Here is an 18,165-nt window from a genome sequence, read left to right as displayed (position 1 = left end):
ACGCCGGGGCCCGCGCACTGTGAAGTCCGCAGGCCCCGGCCCGTCATCACTTGTTCAGCGCACCGCCGACGATCGGCAGCACCACCTTGCTGACGCCCAGCGACACCTTGAGCGAGACACCGCTCGCCGCCGTGTCCGAGGCCAGGTAGGCGTTGTGGTTCGTGACCAGCACGATCCCGATCCGGTGCCCGGCCGGGACCAACGCGTCACGCGCGTGCAACTTCCACGTGACGTCCGCGGTGGACCCGTTGGTGGGCAACGGGGTCGCGGACTCCAGCGACAACCGGTTCTTGGCGTCGATGGCGCCCTTGGTCAGCATCGTCGCCGACACCGCCTGGATCGACACGTCCGGCGGACGCGCGCAGCCGGTCTTGTCCCGCAGGTCGTTGCGGCCGCACACCTCCGTGGACAGCTGCAGCGGACTGCGTTCCGACAGCACCGCCTGCGTGCTCGGGCCGTAGTCCACCAGCAACGCCGTGAGCGGCGTCGACGCCCGGTTCGACGCGACCCGCACCGTCAGGCTGACCTCGCCGGACAACCGCGCGTCCTTCGTCAGCGGTGCCGTCACGTAGGCCAGCCGGCTGGTGTTCGCCGTCTCCGGGTTGGCCATCATGGCCGTCTCGCTGATGTTCGCGTTCGTGCCCAGGGTCTGCGTGCCACTGGAGACCGGCGTGGTGGTCAGCGAACCGGACATGCCGTTGGCCGCGGGACCGAGGTACAGCGTGGTGTCCTTCGTGTCCGGCCGCGGCCAGGCAGCGGCCTGTTCCCAGCTGCCGTCCGGCTTCTGCACGTCGGCCATGGGCTCGTCCATGATCCCGTTGTCCGCACCCTTGAGCCAGTGGTCCATCCACAGACCCATCACGCGCTGCCACTCGGCCTGGCGGAACGAGATCGGGTCGAGGTGACCGCCGCGGTGCAGCCAGATCTTGCGCGGCACGTTCCGGTCCGCGAGTTCCTTCCACCAGCGGCCGAACTGCGACGGCTTGACGTTCCAGTCCGCCTGGCCGTGCACCGCGAACACCGACGCGGTCACGTCCTTCGCACCCACCCGGTAGTCGCGGGCCTTCCAGAACGACGTGTAGTCCCAGGACTCGTCGCCGTCGTCTGCGGAGAGCTTGTCGAACACCGGCTTGCACTTGGCCTTCTGCGCCGAGCTCACGACGTAGTTGGCGAGGAAGGTCGGGTAGTTCGACTCCCAGCCCTTGTACCCGATGCCCTGGTCACGGGCGTACTCGTACCAGCTGGAGATCGCGGCGATCGGCACGATCGTCTTCACACCGGGGATGTTCGCCGCGGCCGCCGCGTTGGGCAGCGTGCCGTTGTAGGAGACGCCGAGCATGCCGACGTTGCCGGTGCTCCAGCTCGCGACCGCCGCCCGGCCGTCCGCGTAGAACGCCTTCGCCCGGCCGTTGAGCCAGTCCACGACCGCACGGACGCTCGCGGTGTCCTCGGGACCGCCGGTGGTCGGGCAGCCGGTCGACCGGGAGGTGCCTTGCATCTCCATCTCGACCACGGCGTACCCGCGCGGCACGAAGTACTCGTCGTACCAACGGCCGAAGCCGCGCGGCACGTTCGTCGCCGACGCGGCGGCGGCACCCAGCCCGTAGTACGGACTGGCCTCCATCACGATCGGCACCCGCTCGGCCGTGTCGGGCCGCATGACGTCGGCGGCGATCCGGTCGAGCGTGCCGTCCGCGTCACTGTCGATGGTGGACTCGACGTAGACGGTCTCGGTGATCGCCGCGGCGGCAGGGGCCGCGGCCGAGACAGGCGTGTAGATCGTCGCGGCCACGATGACGCTGGCCGCGACGAGGTAGACCCTTCGCATGTGTTCCTCCGTCGGAGGGCCCGATGAAGCAGCAGGGGTACAACATTTCGGGCCCTGCGAAGGAATCTCACCGAACTCGGCGGTGTCGCCGGTACGGCCGAAAGATCTAAACCATTCCCGGTCTTACGCGGCGACCAGTTCCTTGTCCTTGGCCGGCGTCTTGACCTTCGGCTTCTTGTTCGGCAGCGACAGGCGGAAGACCTTGTGCCACGCCGAGAAGACCTGCTTGGGCAGCGGGCCGGTCACGTAGTCCAGCTCGTACTTCTCGAACAGCGCCCGCACCTTCACCGCGACCTCGGCGTACCGGTTGCTCGGCAGGTCCGGGAACAGGTGGTGCTCGATCTGGTGCGACAGGTTGCCGGTCATGAAGTGCATGGCCTTGCTGCCGCTGATGTTCGCGGAGCCCATCATCTGGCGCAGGTACCACTGGCCGCGCGTCTCGCCCCTGATCGACCGGCGCTCGAAGGTCTGCACGCCCTCCGGGAAGTGCCCGCACATGATGACCGAGTGCGACCAGAGGTTGCGGATCAGGTTCGCGGTGAACGTCGCCGCGAGCGTGGTGAGGAACGACGGGCCCGACAGCAGCGGGTGGATCACGTAGTCCTTGAGCACCTGCTTGCGGATCTTGCGACCCACGGCCTTGGCCCGCGCGACGAACTCGGGGTTCTTGCGGCGGCGCTTGTGCAGGTTCTTGCCCAGCTCCAGGTCGTACGCGGCGATGCCGTACTCGAAGAAGCACGCGTTGATGAAGTTCCAGAGCGGCTGCGCCAGGTACATCGGGTGCCACTTCTGGTCCTCGTCCACGCGCATGATGCCGTAGCCGAGGTCGTTGTCCTTGCCGATCACGTTGGTGTACGTGTGGTGCAGCTCGTTGTGCGAGTGCTTCCACTGGTCGGCCGGCGAGACGTGGTCCCACTCCCAGGTCGTGGAGTGGATCTTCGGGTCGCGCATCCAGTCCCACTGGCCGTGCAGGATGTTGTGGCCGATCTCCATGTTGTCCATGATCTTCGCCACGGACAGACCGGCGGTGCCGATGATCCACGCCGGCGGGAAGAGCGAGAACAGCAGGATGCCGCGGCTCGTCAGCTCCAGCTTGCGCTGCACCGAGATGACCTTGCGGATGTAGGCCGCGTCCTTCTCACCGCGGCTCGCGATGACCTCGTCGCGGATCGCGTCGAGTTCGCGGCCGAGCTCCTCGATCTGCTCGTCGGTGAGGTGGGCGGTGGGATCGATGGCGGTCATGTAGCTCGCTTTCCGGGGAGCAGTGGCTGGGGGTGGGCCACTTCGCGGGGGGAGGACTGAATGTCTGTGGTGGGCGCTAGCGTTCGAGTTCGCAAGGGCCCGCGGCGGCGGACACGCAGGTCTGGACGAGCACGTGGGCGGTGGGGCTGTCCGAGGCCTCGGTGATCTCGCCGGTGCGCAGATCCCGCACGGCGCCGGACTTCAGCGGCGTCACGCAGCCGAAGCAGATGCCCATGCGGCACCCGGACGGCATCAGCACACCGGCCTCCTCGCCGATGTTCAGCAACGGGGTCGCGCCGTCGGCCTCGACGGTCTTGCCCGTCTTGCCGAACGTGACCTCGCCACCCTCACCGGCGACGACGACGGTGGGCCGGAAGCGCTCCATGTGCAGGCGCTCGGCGACACCGTGCTTCGCCCAGTGCTCCTCGGCGGCGTCGAGCAGACCGGTCGGACCGCAGGCCCAGGTCTCGCGCTCGGCCCAGTCGGGCACGAGCTTCTCCAGCTCGGCGACGTCGAGCATGCCGTCGGTGTCGGTGTGCAGCTCGACCAGCGTCAGCGCTTCGTCGGCCACGAGGTCGTGCAGGTCGTTGCGGAAGATCACGTCTTCCTTGCGCGGCGCGGAGTGCACCATCACGACGTCGGCGAACTTGGTGTCGCGCAGCATGCCCATCACGGGCGTGATGCCGCTGCCGGCCGTCAGGTAGAGCACCTTCGCGGGCTTGGCCGCGGGCAGCACGAACTCGCCGGTGGCCTGGTCGAGCTGGATGACCGTGCCGGGCTTGGCCTTGCGGACCAGGTGGTTGCTGACCTTGCCGTCGGGAATGGCCTTCACGGTGATCGTGATGCGGCCGTCGGCGCGGCTCGTCGGCGATGTCACCGAGTACGCACGCCACAGGCGCACGCCGTCGACGTCGATGCCGACCCGCACGTACTGGCCGGCGACGTGACCGCGCCAGCCCTTCCCGGGCCTGATCACGATGGTCGCGGCATCGTCTGTCTCGCGGTGCACGGCCTCGATGCGGCCACGCAGGTCAGCACCCGCTCGAAGTGGGCTGACCAGGTCGAGGTAGTCGGACGGCAGCAGCGGCGTCGTGACCAACTCAAGCAGTTTCCACGCCCTGCTGCGGAGGGCGGCACTAGTCATGACTCCAGCTTGATAGCCCCAGGGCGTAAAGTCCTGTCCGTAGGACGTGAATCTGCCGGGCTGGATTGTTCGCAGGGAACAAATCGTGAGTCACGCAATGCGGAGGGCCACCGAACTGGCCCTCGATGAGAAGACCGTCACCGCACTGAGGGCGGTGCTGAAGACGACCGCCGACGAGGTCGTGCGGGCCATCATCGACGAGGTGCCGAGCTACGCGAACGCACTTTCCGGACGCATGGGCGGCACCATCCGCCGCGCCGTTCGCACGGCGCTCGGACACTACCTGGACCTCGCCAGCGGCGCAGGTGGAGGCGGCGGCGCCGGCGACGCGGCCTACGAACTCGGCCGCGGCGAGGTGCGCGACGGCCGTTCGATGGACGCCCTGCTCAGCGCGTACCGCGTCGGCGCCCGCGTGGCCTGGCGAGGCCTGGCCGCAGGCGCCGTACCAGCGGGTCTGCCCGCCGCCGAGGTGGCGAAGTTCGCCGAACTGACCTTCGCCTACATCGACGAACTGTCCGCCGCGAGCGCCGCGGGCCACGCCGACGAACTGGCCGCGCGAGGCCTGGCCCACGAGCGTCACCTCGAACAACTCGCCCGCGACCTGATGGCCGGCGCGAGCACCGAGGTACTGCTCGCAGCCGCCCAACGGGCCGGATGGCAGCCGCCGACCACGCTGACCGTGGTCCTGCTGCCCGCCTTCCAGACCCGCCCCGCCTACCGCCTGCTCGACCCCAGCACGTTGGTACTGGACGACCTGCCCGACTCGACGGGCGTGTTGCTCGTCCCCGAGGCCGACCGCTCCCACCTGCTACGACAGCTCATCGGCCGCAACGCCGTAGTCGGTCCGGCCCGCCCGTGGATGCGCGCGAAGGACTCGTACGCACGAGCCGCACGCGCGCGCTCGCTCTCACTCGACATCCGCGACACCGAGGAACACCTCGCCGCTCTCGTGCTGAGCGCCGACCCCGACGCGTACGCCGACCTGCGAGCACGCGCGCTCGCTCCGCTGCTGGCACTGCCGGCCACGTCGGCGCAGAAGTTGGAGGAGACGTTGCGCGCCTGGCTGCTGCACCAGGGTCGGCGCGAGGACGTGGCGGCCGCGCTGTTCGTGCACCCGCAGACCGTCCGGTACCGGATGGGGCAGCTTCGCGACCTGTTCCCCGACCTCGGGTCTCCGTTGCGGGTTCTGGAACTGACGCTTGCGGTGGGGCTGCCGCCGTCGACGGATTAGTTTCGGTCAACACTGAAGCCATTGAACAGCTTGAGTTCGATCTCGTCGGGGGCGCGGCCGGTTTCCCGGGCCCAGCCGGGTCGCCACGACGCGGTCGAGGATCAGGCACGGGTGGTCCGGCGCTCCCCCGCCGGCGAAGTACAGGAACTTCGTGAAGAACGACGGGCCCAGGTACCGGATCGCGTTGCTGTTCCCAGGCCGGAGGAGCGCGAACGCGGAGGGCGGATCGCTGCGGGACAGGTCCGCGGCCCTGGTCAGCAGGTCCTCGCAGCGAGGCACGTCCGCCGCGATGATGGTGAGCCGGTCTTCGGTCGGCGGCCTGCCTGGAAGGTGACGTGCGCCGATCTCCGCCATCGGCACATCGCCTGCATCGCGCACCACGTCGACCCCCGTTACCGGCGCGCAGTGACCGGCGTCACAACATTCCGAGAACCTCAGGCGCACCACCCCCGTCTTGCCCATCAAGACCGGAATCACTTGAGGGAGAACGGGATGCAGGCGATCGAAGCCGACGGCCTGGTCGTGCGCGTGGGCGGGCGCAACGGCCGCAACGCGGTGAACGGGCTCAGCCTGAGGCTCGGCCGGGGTGTGCACGGGCTGCTCGGACCGAACGGCGCGGGCAAGACGACGCTGATCCGCACGCTGGCCACGGTGCGGTCCCCCACCTCGGGCACGTTGTCGTTGCTCGGCACGCCGGCGGACGGCAAGCTCAGGACCGTGCGGCGCAGGCTCGGGTATCTGCCTCAGCACTTCGGCTACTACAAGCGGTTCAAGGTGCGGGAGTTCGTGGAGTACCTGGCGTGGCTGAAGGAGATGCCGCCCGCGCGCATTCCCGGGGCCGTGCGCACCGCGCTGGAGCGGGTCGGGCTGACCGACCGCGCCGAGGACCGCATGAAGTCGTTGTCCGGCGGCATGGTCCGCAGGGCCGGCATCGCGCAGGCCATCGTCAACGACCCCGAGGTCCTGCTGCTGGACGAGCCGACGGTCGGGCTGGATCCCGCGCAACGGTTGCGGTTCCGCGAGCTCGTCGCCGAACTGGGCCAGCAGGCCTGCGTGCTGATCTCGACGCACCTGGTCGAGGACGTCGCGGCGGCGTGCACGGACGTCGTGCTCGTGTCGGAGGGATCCCTTGTCTTCCAAGGGACTCCTGCCGATCTCACCGCCGCGGGATCGGCCTCGCACGTCGGCGACACCCCGATCGAGCGCGGCTACTCGGCGTTGATCAGTGCGAATCCCGCCGGGGGTGCCTGGTGATCGCGTTGCGCATCGAACTGCGGCGCTCGACCGCGCTCTGGGCCGGGCTGCTCGTCCTGGTGTCCGGGGCCGGAATGCTCGCGCTGGTCATGTCGTCGAGCGTGCGGTGGACGGGCAACTCGACGTCGGCGGTGCTCGGGCTGCGGCTACCGCTGGCCTACGTGTGGGCTCTTGTCGTCGGACTGGCCGTCTTCCAGGGCATGCGGGACAGCCGTGCCGGGGTGACCGAGCTCTTCGCCGCCACCTCCCGTCCCGGCTGGGTCCGGCTCGGCACGCTCGCCTCCGCCGTGGCGGGGGTGGTCGCGATCGCGACGGCGCTGCTCTGCGCGGGACTGGTGGCCAACGTCGCGCTCGGCGGCGGGTTCGTCTCCGCCGGGTTCGTCCCGCTCCTGGTGACGGTCGTGCTCGCCCTCGCGTCGAGCGTCCTTCTGGGACTCGCGATCGGCCGGCTCCTGCCGCACCCGTTGACGGCGCCCGTGGCACTGGTGGGGACGTTCATGGTCGCGACCACGGCCGGGCGGGCGCTCGAAGCGAACGCTCCCGGTGACGAGATCTCTCCGCTGGCCCTGCTCACGCCCGTCATGGACGCGCCGGGCTCCGACCTCGTCACGACCTCGACCTCCGTCGACCTCGGCCAGATCGCGTGGTTCACCGGCCTGGGCGTGACGGCGTTCCTGCTGCTCGTCGCACGGACCCACCTCGGACGGCTCGCGGCACTCGTACCGGCCGGGCTGGCCGCGGTCCTCGCCCTGTCGATCATGCCGGTCAAGTACTCCGACGTGCTCGTCGCGGACTCGATCGCGAGCAAGCTGGTCTGCGAGGGGACGGTGTGCCTGAGCCAGGCGCACGCGGACGACCTCCCCAGGACCGCCTCGGTGGGACGGGACGTGCTGGCCAAGCTCGCCGTCCTGCCGGACGCACCCACCGAGATCCGCGAGGACACCTCGGCGATGGCGCACCTCACCGCGCCCCAACGCGATCAGAAGATCGTCTACGTGCCGTCGCAGGGCTATCCCCGTCCGCTGACCATGACCGACGGGCAACTGCGGCTCGAACTGCTCGCCGGAGCGGGCGTGGCCGGCTGCTCCGGCCCGAACACCTTCAGCACCTCCGAAGGCGTCGTCCGCTACCTGACGGCCGGCTACTTCAACGGCGAACTGGCCGAGCTGGCCTCGGAACCTCTCATGTGGAACAACAGCAGGCTGCGCGGCGAGATCGACCAGGCCTGGCAACAGTTCCGCGGCCAGTCCACGCAAGAACAGCTGAGCCGGGTGACCCAGGCACGGCAGATGTTGCTCACGTGCCAGGACTCCGAACGCGTGCTCGACGTGCTGAAGGCAAGCCGATGAGGCCGCTCGCGTTGTACGCGCAGTCGCGTGCGGTACCCGCCGCGCTGGTGATCCTGCCCGTCGTGGTGCTGATCGCCTGGTCGGCGCTTCACTCGCCGTGGACGCCGTTGAGCGCTTCGCTGACCTGCCTGGCCGCCGCGGTGGTGACCACGGCCGGCCTCGCGGGCCAGGACCCGGAACTCGACAGGTCGACTGCGATCCCTTGGCCGCTTTGGCGGTTCGGGCACCTCCTGCTCGCCACGGCGGTGGCCGCGGCCGCGGTGCTCTTCGTGCAGAAACTCGGCCAGGAGCCGTTCGAGGCGGCGTTCGTCGTGCGCGACACGGCGGGCATGGTCGGCCTGGCCGGACTGGCGGCCGCGGTGGCGGGCGCCCGGCTCGCTGCCACCGCCCCCGTGCTGTGGTGGGCGGTGGCAGCGATCATGCCGCCGAGCGCGTCGCTGACCGGCCGGATCGTGACGTGGCCGCTCGGTTCGCCGGACGACGCGGCGACGACGTGGACCGCGGCCGTGCTGTTCGTGGCCGGGATCGTCGCCTACAGCGCACGCGGCGGGCGGCGCTGACCTACGCGAGGTCCTCGATCGCGATGTAGTCGGCGATCGCCTGCTGCCCCACGATGTTGGCGTGCACGCCGTCACCCGTGTCGTACCGCGGGTTGACGGCGTTCGGCCTGATCGGGTCTTCCAGCACCTGGTCGAAGTCCTGCACCGACGCGCAGGCGTCCGAGCAGTCGCCGCCGCGCTTCACGAAGTCGTTGACGGCGTGGCGGTCCAGGTTGTTCTGGTCGCTGTAGCCGGGCCGGGGCGTGATCGGGGTGACGTGCACCGCGATCCCGGCCTTGCGCAGCCGTTCGAACACCGTCCGGTAGCTGGTCAGGATGGTCGCGGCGGTGCAGCCGTTCGCGAGGTCGTTCGTGCCGTAGTAGTAGATGACGTCCGTGACGCCGTGCAGCGCGAGGACGTCCCTTTCCAGTCGTGACAACGCATCCAGGCCGACGAACGGCGCCGGGGTGTTCGGGCACACGGCGCTCGTGGTGCCGCTGATGCCGGCGTTGGCGACGGCGAGCTGGGGGCGTGACGAGGCCACGATCCGGCGGGCCAGCACGTCGGCCCACCGCTTGTTGGTGCCGAGTTCGGTGCAGCCCTGGCCGCAGTTGGTGCTGCCCACGCCGTCGACGACCGAGCTGCCGAACGGCACGATCGTCCCCTTCAGCAGAGGGTTGAACACGTCGACCGCGCTGACCAGGTAGGTCGACTGGGTCTTCTCGGTGTACGCGGCACCGGCGTCGGTGGTGTGGTCGCCCGAGCCGGACGGGGTCAGGTAGTTCTCGCGGAACGCCGACTCGTGCCGGCCGGGCACGACGTCACCGGCGACGTGCATGCTGACGGCGAGATCGGTGCCGGGCTTGGTGGTCACCGTCGTCCGGTCGCTCCACAGCTCCCCTCCGGCGGGGATGGTGACGGCGCGCTGTCCTCCGAACGTCAGGTCGCGCGTGCCTTCCACTTCAGCGCCGCCGACGCTCAACGCGACCGTCGTGCGGTCGATCGTCAACGGCTGCGTGCCGAACGTGTTCTGCACCCGGATCCGGACCGCGCTGCCGCCCTGGCTGAGGTGCGTGATCATCCGCAGAGACTGGTCGTGCAACGTCACAGGGGCGAGGTGCTGCTGCGACTGCGCCCACGAGGTGAACCACAGGGGACGGTCGGCCGCGGCCGCTGGTGTCAGAAGCGCGCCCACGACCAGAACCGTGGACACGACGGCAGGGATTCTCATACCCAGGTTCTTATCGCTTCGTGACGATCACGTCACGTCTTGTAATTACCCGGTAAGAGAGCGTCAGGTCACCAGACCGCGGCGATACGCGTAGACGACTGCCTGCACGCGGTCGCGCAGGTCGAGCTTGGTCAGGATGCGGGACACGTACGTCTTCACCGTCTCCTGGCTGATCACCAGCGCCGCGGCGATCTCGCTGTTGGACAGACCCTCCGCGATCAGCTTGAGCACCTCCAGCTCACGCGGGGCGAGCTGGGTCTCCGCGACCTCCTCGACCGGCCGGATGCGCGCGGCGAACCTGCCGACGAGCTGCCGGGTCACCTCGGGAGCGAGCAGGGCGGCGCCGCTCGCGACGGTCCGGATGCCCTGCAGCAGCTGGGCCGGGGGCGCGTCCTTGAGCAGGAACCCGCTCGCACCGGCCCGCAGCGCCTCGTAGACGTACTCGTCGAGGTTGAACGTCGTCACCACGAGGACCTTGACGGGGTCGGGCACGCCGGCGCCCGCCAGCTGCCGGGTCGCCCCGATGCCGTCGAGCACCGGCATGCGCACGTCCATCACGACGACGTCCGGATCGAGCTTCCTGGCCAACTCGACCGCCGCGCGCCCGTCCCCGCACTCCCCCACGACCTCCAGGTCGGGCTGGGAGTCGATGATCGTGGCGAACCCGGTGCGGATGAGCGCCTGGTCGTCGCACACCAGCACGCGGACGGGTGCGGTCACGCCGGATTTCCCGCGGGGATGCGCGCGTGGACGACGAACCCGCTGGCCCGTTGCCCCGCCGAGAACTCGCCGCCCAGCACGTCGACGCGCTCGCGCAGCCCGGCCAGACCGCGCCCGCTGCCACCGACCGCTGTGGACGACCTGGCGCCCTCGGTGCCGACCTCCACGGTGATTTCCCTTTCGCCGTAACGCACGTACACGTTCGTCGGGTTGCCGTGCGCGTACTTCAGCGCGTTCGTCAACGCTTCCTGCACGACCCGGTAGGCGACGGCCTCGGCGCTGCCCGCGTCCCGCACGGCCTCGCCCTCCTCGGCGAACTCGATCGGCTGCCCGGCGAGCCGGGTCTGCTCGACCAGCGTCCGCACGTCGCCGACGGATTCCGGGCTGTGGTCCGGGTTCAGCAGGTCGAGCAGGTGCCGCAGGTCGGTCAGCGACCGCCGGCCGGTGTCGGTGATCGCCTGCAACGTCTGGTCCAGCCGCTCGGGCGCCGCGGTCAGGTAGCGCGCGGCCTCCGCCTGCACCACCATCGCCGTCACGTGGTGGGTCACGACGTCGTGCAACTCGCGGGCGATCGAGGTCCGTTCCGCGACACGGGTGGCCGCGGCGACGTGCCGGCGGCGTTCCTCCTCGGCGCTGCGCGAGAGCCGCAGCCACGCGCCGATCCCCCACGCGGCGGCCAGTGCCAGGTAGAACGTGACGAACCCGGCCACACCCTCGGTCGACCCGCGCAGGTCCAACCCGACGGCCAGCCCCACGTAAGCGACCGAGGCCGCGATCACCGCCGTGCGCCGGTGATGCGACAGGTGCAGCCCGGCGCTGATGAGCGCGATGGGCAACGCCGTGCCGCCGACTGTGTGGTAGCCGACCAGCTGGTCCACGGCGAACGCGATCGACACCAGCGCGAGGCAGACCAGGGGCCACTTGCGCCGCACGACCAGCGGCAGGCACTCGAGGGCGATCACCGCGATCGCGAGGGCGTCGAACGGCCGGTTCGGCAGGCCGCCGAGCTGGGTGCCCTTGTCGTGCAACGCGGGCACCACCGATCCCAGCACGAGCAGCAACGCGAGTGGCGCGTCCTGGACGCGGACGTCCCAGCCGCGCCACCGCTGGAGGCTGATCACGCGCCGAGCGTAGCGGCCGACGCGGCACGACCCCGGCGCGGCACCAGGTTGCCCCGGCGCTTGGCCAGCCACAGGAACACGACCGTCACGACCACACCGGTGAGCACCGAGTACACGCTGGCCTCCGGCCCGAACTCGCCGCCGGTGACGATCGCCGATCCGGACGTGACGCCGTCGAGCAGCCCCTGCGGCGCGTCCTGCCCGGACACACTGGTGCTGAAGATGCCGCCCTGGGCGAAGTTCCACGCGAAGTGCACCCCGATCGGCACCCACAGGTTGCGCGTGGCGGCGTACACGGCGGCGAGCATGAACCCGGCCTCGACCGCGATGGCGACCGAGCTCCACAGCGTCGCGTTGGGGTTGAAGTAGTGCGCCAGCCCGAACAGCACGCCGCTGAGTCCCAGCGAGATCCACGTGCCGAGGCGCTCCTCGACGATCCGGAACAGCACACCCCGGAACATCAGCTCCTCCGTCACCGCGGCGGCCGCCATGAACCCGAAGATCGCGACCGCGCCGGTCAGCGACCCCCAGCCGCGCACCTCGTAGCCACCGAGGAAGGCGATGTTCACGATCACCGCCACGAACATCCCGAGTCCGATCAGGACACCCCTGCCGAGTGCCGCCGGAGCCGTGCTCCGCGCGACCTCGACCGGTTCACGGCGTTCGGTCTTGCGCACCACCCAGGCGTAGGAGGCCAGTGCCAGCACGGCCGCGGCCACGCCGACGATCAACGTCAGCGGCGGGTTCCAGGTCACCGCCTGCACCGCCGTGCCACCGAGGAACGAGACCAGCACCACCACGACGAGTTGCTTCAGAAATCGCATGACCGGAACGCTAGGGATTTCGCACGTCAGGAACGTCCCCGCGCGGTGGACATCCGCGTGTAGCTCCTGCGGGGGACATGGAAGCGTTGAGCGCCGCGGACAGCCAGGCGAACGGCATGAACTCCGCGGCCTCCCGCGCCGTCCCGTCGATGATCGCCACCAGCGACTGGTACCGGGTGTACGGATCGGTGGACGTGGCGGCCTCCTCGATCGACTCCAGGTAGATCTGTTCGATGCCGAGCATGTCGGCCGCCAGCTTCGCTCGGTGCTCGGGACTGTCCGGGATCTCGGTGATCTCCCCCATGTGGGCGGCGTGGAGACCGGCGATCTCGCGTCCCAGCGGTGAGTCGGCGGGCGCACCGGACCGCTGCGCCTCCTGTGCCCGCACGAGGATCGCGCCTCCCCGTTCGAACACACCCACCATCTCCGCGGACGTCATGATCGCGGCGCCGGGCGAGGAGAAGGTCTCGCGCAGCGCCTCCTTGACCTCACGCCGGAAGTCCGCGTCCTGCAGGAGGTTCGCCAGCTCGATCCACGCCTCCAACTGCTCGGTGGCCGGTTCGTCCGGCAGGTTCAGGCGACCGTTGCGCATGAGCCCGAGGAACTCGGAGCTGACTTCGAGGCCCTCGCTGATCTCGTTCCAGAAGTCGTCGAACAGCCGGTCGCGCTCGTCGTCGGACATCCCTGCCAGCTTGTGCATGAGGATCACCTGCTCGGCCTCGGTGTCCTGCCGCGCGATCGTCCGCAGCACGGCCTTCCTCGAGCGGATGCGGCGGGCCTGGTCGTCCAGCCGGGACAGGTGCGCCGTCGCGAGGTCGGACAGCGTCACCCGTCCCTCGATCAGCCGCCGGATGTCGTCGAGGCCCGCGTCCAGTTCGCGCAACGTGCTGACGAACTCCAGCCGGGCGATGGCGTGCACGTCGTAGAGCCGGTGCCCGCCCGCGGTGACGTCGGCGGGTGTCACGATCCCCTGGTCGGAGTAGAACCGGATGGCACTCACGCTCAGCCCGGTGCGCCGTGCCACCTCTCCGATCGCGTACAGCCTGATGTCGTTCATGGGGCAAGTGTCGAACCTCGAGCCACTTGAGATGCAAGCCACGATCCGTCTTACTTGAGCATTACGATCTCTTTACCTATGCTTCGCGGCGAGGGGAGTACTTCCCAAGCGCCTGCCCGGTCAGTACGGACATCCGATGATGTCCTCGGGAGGCCACCCGCACCGGGTGAAGGAGACCTCGAACGCTCGTTGTTCGAGGAGGACCTGTGCCCGTGGAATCCGTGGCGTCGCCCGGTTTGTGGTTCGTGAGCATCGCGGCGCTGCTCGCCCTGCTGGTGGTCGACTTCCTGGTCACGCGCCGCCCGCACGAGGTGTCCGTCAAGGAAGCCGCGGGGTGGTCCGTCTTCTACCTGACGCTGCCACTGGTGTTCGGTCTCTGGCTGTGGTTCCAGTTCGACAGCGGCCAGTCGCTGGAGTTCGTCACCGGGTTCGTGGTAGAGAAGTCCCTCTCCGTCGACAACCTGTTCGTCTTCATGTTGCTGCTGGCCGCGTTCAGCGTGCCGGCGGAGATCCAGCAACGCGTGCTGCTCTACGGCATCGTCGGCGCTTTGGTGCTGCGCGGCATCTTCATCGCCGCCGGCGCGGCCATGCTGTCGGCCGGGACCTGGGCGTTCCTCGTGTTCGGGCTGGTGCTGCTCGTCTCGGCGGTGAAGATCCTGCAGACGGCGCTCGCCGGTCACCAGGAGACCAAGGACACCTCGAAGATGCGGTCGGTGCGGCTGCTGCGCAGGTTGATGCCGGTCACCGACGACTACCGCGGCACGAAGATGATCGTCCGCGAGAACGGCCGCAGGGCGCTCACGCCGCTCGCGATCGTGGTGGTGGCGATCTTCGCGACCGACGTCGTGTTCGCGATCGACTCGGTGCCCGCGGTGTACGGCATCACCGAGGACCCGTACCTGGTGTTCACCACCAACGCGTTCGCGCTGCTCGGCCTGCGCGCGCTGTACTTCGTCCTGCAGTCGTTGCTCGCCAAGCTCGTGCACCTCAACCACGGCCTCGCGATCATCCTGGCGTTCATCGGGGTGAAGCTGGTGCTGCACTGGGCGCACGGCGTCTGGCCGGCCGTGCCGACGATCCCGACCCCGGTCTCGCTGGCCGTCATCGTGGTCACACTCGGCGTCGTCACGCTGACCAGCCTTCGCTCGCGTCGCACGGAGGAAACGGTCCCCAGCCCGTAGGTTCGACGGATGCAGGAACAGCCTCTGGCCATCGAGGTGCGCGGCGCGCGGGTCCACAACCTGCGCGACGTCGACGTCACGGTGCCGCTGCGCAAGCTCGTCGCGATCGCCGGCGTGTCCGGTTCGGGCAAGTCGTCGCTCGCGATGGGCGTGCTGTACGCCGAGGGGTCGCGGCGCTACATCGAGGCGTTGTCGACCTACACCCGGCGCCGGATGTCCCAGGCACCGCGCGCGGCCGTCGACAGCGTGCGGCACGTCCCGGCGGCGCTCGCCCTGCGGCAACGGCCGGGCGTGCCGGGGGTGCGCAGCACGTTCGGCACCTCGACCGAGCTGCTCAACGTGTTGCGCCTGCTGTTCTCCCGGCTCGCCTCGCACCGCTGCCCGAACGGCCACCCGCAGGCGCCGACGATCGACGTGGCCCTGGAGGTCCCGCTGACCTGCCCGGTCTGCGGTGTCACGTTCTCCGCGCCGGGTGCGGAGGCGCTGGCGTTCAACTCCGACGGCGCGTGCCCGCACTGCACCGGCACCGGAGTCGTGCGGGAGATCGACGAGGACCGGCTGGTCCCCGATCCGTCGCTCACGATCGCGGGCGGGGCCGTCGCGCCGTGGTCGTTGTTCGGGCTGGCCGTGATGCCGGAGGTCGTCGGGGAGTTCGGCGTGCGCACCGACGTGCCGTTCGCGGACCTGACCGACCAGGAGCGCGAGATCGTCCTGCACGGTCCGGCCGAGAAGCGGAAGATCCGCGTGCCGTCCAAGAACGGCAGGCTGTTCGACCTGAACTTCACCTACCGCAACGCCACGCTGGCCGTGCAGGAGGCGCTGGACAACGCCACCACCGAACGTGGCCTGAACCGCGTCAACAGGTTCATCACCACCCAGACCTGCCCGACCTGCCGCGGCACCCGGCTCAGCGAGCAGGCGCTGGCACCGCGCGTCGACGGGATCGACCTCGCCGAGGCCACCGCCCTGACCCTGGACGACCTGGTCACCTGGGCGCCACTGGTCGAGAGGTCGCTGCCGCCGGACATGGTCGCGATGGCCCAGAGCATCGTCGGCCAGCTGCTGGGCACCGCGCGGCGGCTGGTCGAGCTGGGGCTGGGGTATCTGAGCCTCGACCGGGCGTCCTCGACGCTGTCCACCGGCGAACGGCAGCGCGTCCAGCTCGCGCGGGCGGTGCGCAACCAGACGACCGGCGTGCTCTACGTCCTGGACGAACCGTCCATCGGCCTGCATCCGTCCAACGTGGACGGTCTGCTCGGCGTCGTGCGGGACCTGTTGCGGGACGGCAACTCCGTGGTGCTGGTGGACCACGACGTCCAGGTGTTGCGCGAGGCCGACTGGCTGATCGAGATCGGTCCCGGTTCCGGGGCGGAGGGCGGCCGCGTTCTCGCCGCCGGGGACGTCGCCACGCTCGCAGACGACCCGAACTCGTTGCTGGGCGGCTTTCTCGTCGGCCGCGAACCGGTCGTCGTACGGCCTCGGGTCAGCGAAGAGGAGATGTTCGAGCACGGGCGCATCCACCTGACCACCCGCCCGTTGCACACCGTCCACGCCCTCGACCTCGACCTTCCGCAGGGGCGGCTGACCGCGGTCACCGGTGTCTCGGGTTCGGGCAAGACCACCCTGGTCCTCGAAAGTCTCGTACCAGCGCTGCAGGCCAAGAACTCCGGCGACCCGTTGCCCGCCTGGGTCGTGTCGGTGGACGCCGGGGCCATCACGCGGGTGAACGTGGTCGACGCGACGCCGATCGGCGTCAACGTCCGCTCCACCGTCGCCACCTACAGCGGCGTGCTGGACGATCTTCGCCGCGCGTACGCGGCCAACGCGGACGGGCTCACGGCCGGCGACTTCTCCTACAACACCGGCTCGCTGCGCTGCCCGCGTTGCGAGGGCACCGGCGAGGTCTCGCTCGACGTGCAGTTCCTGCCCGACGTCGACATCGCCTGCCCGGACTGCGAGGGCACCCGCTACTCCCCCGCGGCTGATGAGTTCCGCCGCACCGAGGACGGGCTCACGCTGCCCGAACTGCTCGCGCTGACCGTACGGCAGGCCGTCGAGCACGTCGCCGACATGCGCCGGGTCCGCACCCGGCTGCGGTCGTTGATCGACCTGGGCCTGGGCTACCTCACGCTCGGCGAGGCCACGACCGCGTTGTCCGGCGGCGAGGCCCAGCGGCTCAAGCTCGCGTCCGAACTGGACCGCGACCAGGCGGACGCGCTGTTCGTGCTGGACGAGCCCAGCGTCGGCCTGCACCCGCTCGACATCCGCACGCTGCTGTCGGTGATCGGCCGCCTCACCGACAGGGGCGCGACGGTCGTCGTCATCGAGCACGACCTCGACATGGTCGCGAACGCCGACCACGTCGTGGACATGGGTCCCGGCGGCGGCGCGGCGGGCGGCACGATCGTCGCCGCGGGCACGCCGGAGCAACTCGTGCGGGCACCTCAGAGCCTCACCGGCCAGTACCTCGGCAAACACCTCACCCATTAACGGACAAGTGTCCGATATCGTGGGGACATGCCTGCTCGCCCTGACACCGGCCCCGACTTCATCGAGGCGCTCGCCCGCGGCCTGGACGTGATCCGCGCGTTCCAGCCGTTGCGGCCGGTGATGACGCTGAGCGAGGTCGCCACGGCCACCGGGCTCGCGCGGCCGACCACGCGCCGCATCTTGCTGACGCTGGTCGAGCTCGGGTACGTGCGGCAGGGCGAGGCCGGCTTCGCGCTCACGCCGAGGGTGCTCGAACTCGGCGTCGCGTACGTGCGGTCGATGGGTCTGTGGGACGTGGCCCGCCCGCACATGGAACGCCTGTGCGCCCGCACCAACGAGTCGGTGTCGATCGCGCAGCTCGACGGGTCGGACATCATCTACGTCGCCCGCGTGGCCGTGCCGAAGATCGTCACGCTGTCCGTGCAGATCGGCACGCGGTTCCCGGCGCTGTCGACCTCGCTGGGAAAGGTGCAGCTCGCCGCGTTGCCACCGGCCGAGCTGGAGGCCGTGCTCGCGCAGCCGACCCGGTCGGGGCTGACGCCGAAGTGGCAGCCCGACGCGGCCGAGCGCGACGCGGTGCTGCGGGACGTGCGGGCGCGCGGGTGGGCGCTGACCGACGAGCAGCTCGCGCTGGGCATCCGGTCGGTCGCGGCGCCGTTGCGGGACGGGAACGGCGCGGTCGTCGCCGGGATCAACGTCAACTGCCACGCGTCGGAGACGTCGGTCGAGCACATGGTGGAGCACCACCTGCCCCTCCTGCTGCAGGTGGCGGGCGAGATCAGCGCCGACTTCGCCCGGCTCGGCACGGTGCCGCACGAGGTCGTCGCGTCCTAGGGCCTGTATCGAGGCCTGGTTCGAGGAGAGTCGAGCTTGAGGTGCTTCCTGGTGGTGCGGCCGAATGGCCCGCGTACCGGTGTTGTACGTGGGTCGTTCGGCCGCACCACCAGGGGCTGC

General features: G+C 69.9%; 16 protein-coding genes. 7 read left to right on the top strand and 9 right to left on the bottom strand.

Going from position 1 to position 18,165, the window contains the following annotated elements; translation table 11 throughout:
• Positions 1-46 precede the first annotated feature (46 nt).
• The 3 genes from ACH413_RS02600 to ACH413_RS02590 form a co-directional block, all read right to left on the bottom strand.
• Entirely contained in the window at positions 47-1,828 is a 1,782-nt protein-coding gene (locus ACH413_RS02600; protein ID WP_360029874.1) for a CocE/NonD family hydrolase, read from the bottom strand.
• 123 nt (positions 1,829-1,951) lie between these two features.
• Positions 1,952-3,070, bottom strand: a complete 1,119-nt coding sequence (locus ACH413_RS02595; protein WP_360029873.1) for an acyl-CoA desaturase — start codon at positions 3,068-3,070, stop codon at positions 1,952-1,954.
• A 76-nt stretch (positions 3,071-3,146) separates the two neighbouring features.
• Positions 3,147-4,214 carry a ferredoxin reductase gene (locus tag ACH413_RS02590; RefSeq protein WP_360029872.1) on the bottom strand — a complete coding sequence of 356 codons (1,068 nt, stop codon included), beginning with the start codon at positions 4,212-4,214 and terminating at the stop codon, positions 3,147-3,149.
• A gap of 85 nt (positions 4,215-4,299) precedes the next feature.
• Here ACH413_RS02590 and ACH413_RS02585 point away from each other — a divergent pair, with 85 nt between their 5' ends.
• Positions 4,300-5,445, top strand: coding sequence for a helix-turn-helix domain-containing protein (locus ACH413_RS02585; RefSeq protein ID WP_360029871.1), 1,146 nt, complete (start codon positions 4,300-4,302; stop codon positions 5,443-5,445).
• A 6-nt stretch (positions 5,446-5,451) separates the two neighbouring features.
• Here ACH413_RS02585 and ACH413_RS02580 read toward each other — a convergent pair whose 3' ends face one another.
• A complete protein-coding gene (locus ACH413_RS02580; RefSeq protein ID WP_360029870.1) occupies positions 5,452-5,826 on the bottom strand; it encodes a hypothetical protein in 375 nt (124 codons plus the stop codon).
• A 111-nt stretch (positions 5,827-5,937) separates the two neighbouring features.
• Between ACH413_RS02580 and ACH413_RS02575 the strand changes: the two genes are divergently transcribed.
• From ACH413_RS02575 to ACH413_RS02565, 3 genes are read left to right on the top strand one after another with little or no spacing between them, the layout of a single operon-like run.
• The gene (locus ACH413_RS02575) at positions 5,938-6,699 is read left to right on the top strand and encodes an ABC transporter ATP-binding protein (RefSeq protein ID WP_360029869.1); all 762 of its coding nucleotides are present in this window, start codon (positions 5,938-5,940) and stop codon (positions 6,697-6,699) included.
• Positions 6,696-8,048, top strand: coding sequence for a hypothetical protein (locus ACH413_RS02570; protein WP_360029868.1), 1,353 nt, complete (start codon positions 6,696-6,698; stop codon positions 8,046-8,048). Before ACH413_RS02575 ends, ACH413_RS02570 begins: the two co-directional genes overlap by 4 nt.
• Positions 8,045-8,608: a hypothetical protein gene (locus tag ACH413_RS02565; protein WP_360029867.1), complete on the top strand. Its 564-nt coding sequence runs from the start codon at positions 8,045-8,047 to the stop codon at positions 8,606-8,608. The genes ACH413_RS02570 and ACH413_RS02565 overlap by 4 nt, the downstream gene beginning before the upstream one ends.
• 1 nt (position 8,609) lies before the next feature.
• Here ACH413_RS02565 and ACH413_RS02560 read toward each other — a convergent pair whose 3' ends face one another.
• From ACH413_RS02560 to ACH413_RS02540, 5 genes are all read right to left on the bottom strand, one after another.
• Positions 8,610-9,818 (bottom strand): GDSL-type esterase/lipase family protein, encoded by a 1,209-nt coding sequence (locus ACH413_RS02560; RefSeq protein WP_360029866.1) that lies wholly within the window; start codon positions 9,816-9,818, stop codon positions 8,610-8,612.
• 63 nt (positions 9,819-9,881) lie between these two features.
• Positions 9,882-10,538, bottom strand: coding sequence for a response regulator transcription factor (locus ACH413_RS02555; RefSeq protein ID WP_360029865.1), 657 nt, complete (start codon positions 10,536-10,538; stop codon positions 9,882-9,884).
• Positions 10,535-11,659 (bottom strand): histidine kinase, encoded by a 1,125-nt coding sequence (locus ACH413_RS02550; RefSeq protein WP_360029864.1) that lies wholly within the window; start codon positions 11,657-11,659, stop codon positions 10,535-10,537. Before ACH413_RS02550 ends, ACH413_RS02555 begins: the two co-directional genes overlap by 4 nt.
• Positions 11,656-12,483, bottom strand: coding sequence for a CPBP family intramembrane glutamic endopeptidase (locus tag ACH413_RS02545; protein ID WP_360029863.1), 828 nt, complete (start codon positions 12,481-12,483; stop codon positions 11,656-11,658). The genes ACH413_RS02550 and ACH413_RS02545 overlap by 4 nt, the downstream gene beginning before the upstream one ends.
• 10 nt (positions 12,484-12,493) lie before the next feature.
• Positions 12,494-13,540, bottom strand: a complete 1,047-nt coding sequence (locus ACH413_RS02540; RefSeq protein ID WP_360029862.1) for a MerR family transcriptional regulator — start codon at positions 13,538-13,540, stop codon at positions 12,494-12,496.
• A 206-nt stretch (positions 13,541-13,746) separates the two neighbouring features.
• Between ACH413_RS02540 and ACH413_RS02535 the strand changes: the two genes are divergently transcribed.
• The 3 genes from ACH413_RS02535 to ACH413_RS02525 are packed head-to-tail and all read left to right on the top strand — an operon-like array spanning position 13,747 to position 18,045.
• Entirely contained in the window at positions 13,747-14,721 is a 975-nt protein-coding gene (locus ACH413_RS02535) for a TerC/Alx family metal homeostasis membrane protein (RefSeq protein ID WP_360029861.1), read from the top strand.
• A 9-nt stretch (positions 14,722-14,730) separates the two neighbouring features.
• Complete coding sequence (locus tag ACH413_RS02530) at positions 14,731-17,211, top strand: excinuclease ABC subunit UvrA (protein ID WP_360029860.1); 2,481 nt, start codon at positions 14,731-14,733, stop codon at positions 17,209-17,211.
• A 27-nt stretch (positions 17,212-17,238) separates the two neighbouring features.
• Complete coding sequence (locus ACH413_RS02525) at positions 17,239-18,045, top strand: IclR family transcriptional regulator C-terminal domain-containing protein (RefSeq protein WP_360029859.1); 807 nt, start codon at positions 17,239-17,241, stop codon at positions 18,043-18,045.
• Positions 18,046-18,165: the final 120 nt, after the last annotated feature.

Source organism: Lentzea sp. NPDC020367 (assembly GCF_044387305.1).
In the GTDB taxonomy this organism is placed as follows: Bacteria; Actinomycetota; Actinomycetes; order Mycobacteriales; family Pseudonocardiaceae; genus Lentzea.
This window is presented reverse-complemented; position numbering and strand designations above follow the sequence as displayed.

Coding starts and splice junctions, on each gene's coding strand:
- ACH413_RS02600 (WP_360029874.1), bottom strand. CDS start 1,828: ATGCGAAGGGTCTACCTCGTCGCGGCCAGCGTCATCGTGGCCGCGACG.
- ACH413_RS02565 (WP_360029867.1), top strand. CDS start 8,045: ATGAGGCCGCTCGCGTTGTACGCGCAGTCGCGTGCGGTACCCGCCGCG.
- ACH413_RS02560 (WP_360029866.1), bottom strand. CDS start 9,818: ATGAGAATCCCTGCCGTCGTGTCCACGGTTCTGGTCGTGGGCGCGCTT.
- ACH413_RS02545 (WP_360029863.1), bottom strand. CDS start 12,483: ATGCGATTTCTGAAGCAACTCGTCGTGGTGGTGCTGGTCTCGTTCCTC.
- ACH413_RS02590 (WP_360029872.1), bottom strand. CDS start 4,214: ATGACTAGTGCCGCCCTCCGCAGCAGGGCGTGGAAACTGCTTGAGTTG.
- ACH413_RS02575 (WP_360029869.1), top strand. CDS start 5,938: ATGCAGGCGATCGAAGCCGACGGCCTGGTCGTGCGCGTGGGCGGGCGC.
- ACH413_RS02595 (WP_360029873.1), bottom strand. CDS start 3,070: ATGACCGCCATCGATCCCACCGCCCACCTCACCGACGAGCAGATCGAG.
- ACH413_RS02525 (WP_360029859.1), top strand. CDS start 17,239: ATGCCTGCTCGCCCTGACACCGGCCCCGACTTCATCGAGGCGCTCGCC.
- ACH413_RS02540 (WP_360029862.1), bottom strand. CDS start 13,540: ATGAACGACATCAGGCTGTACGCGATCGGAGAGGTGGCACGGCGCACC.
- ACH413_RS02530 (WP_360029860.1), top strand. CDS start 14,731: ATGCAGGAACAGCCTCTGGCCATCGAGGTGCGCGGCGCGCGGGTCCAC.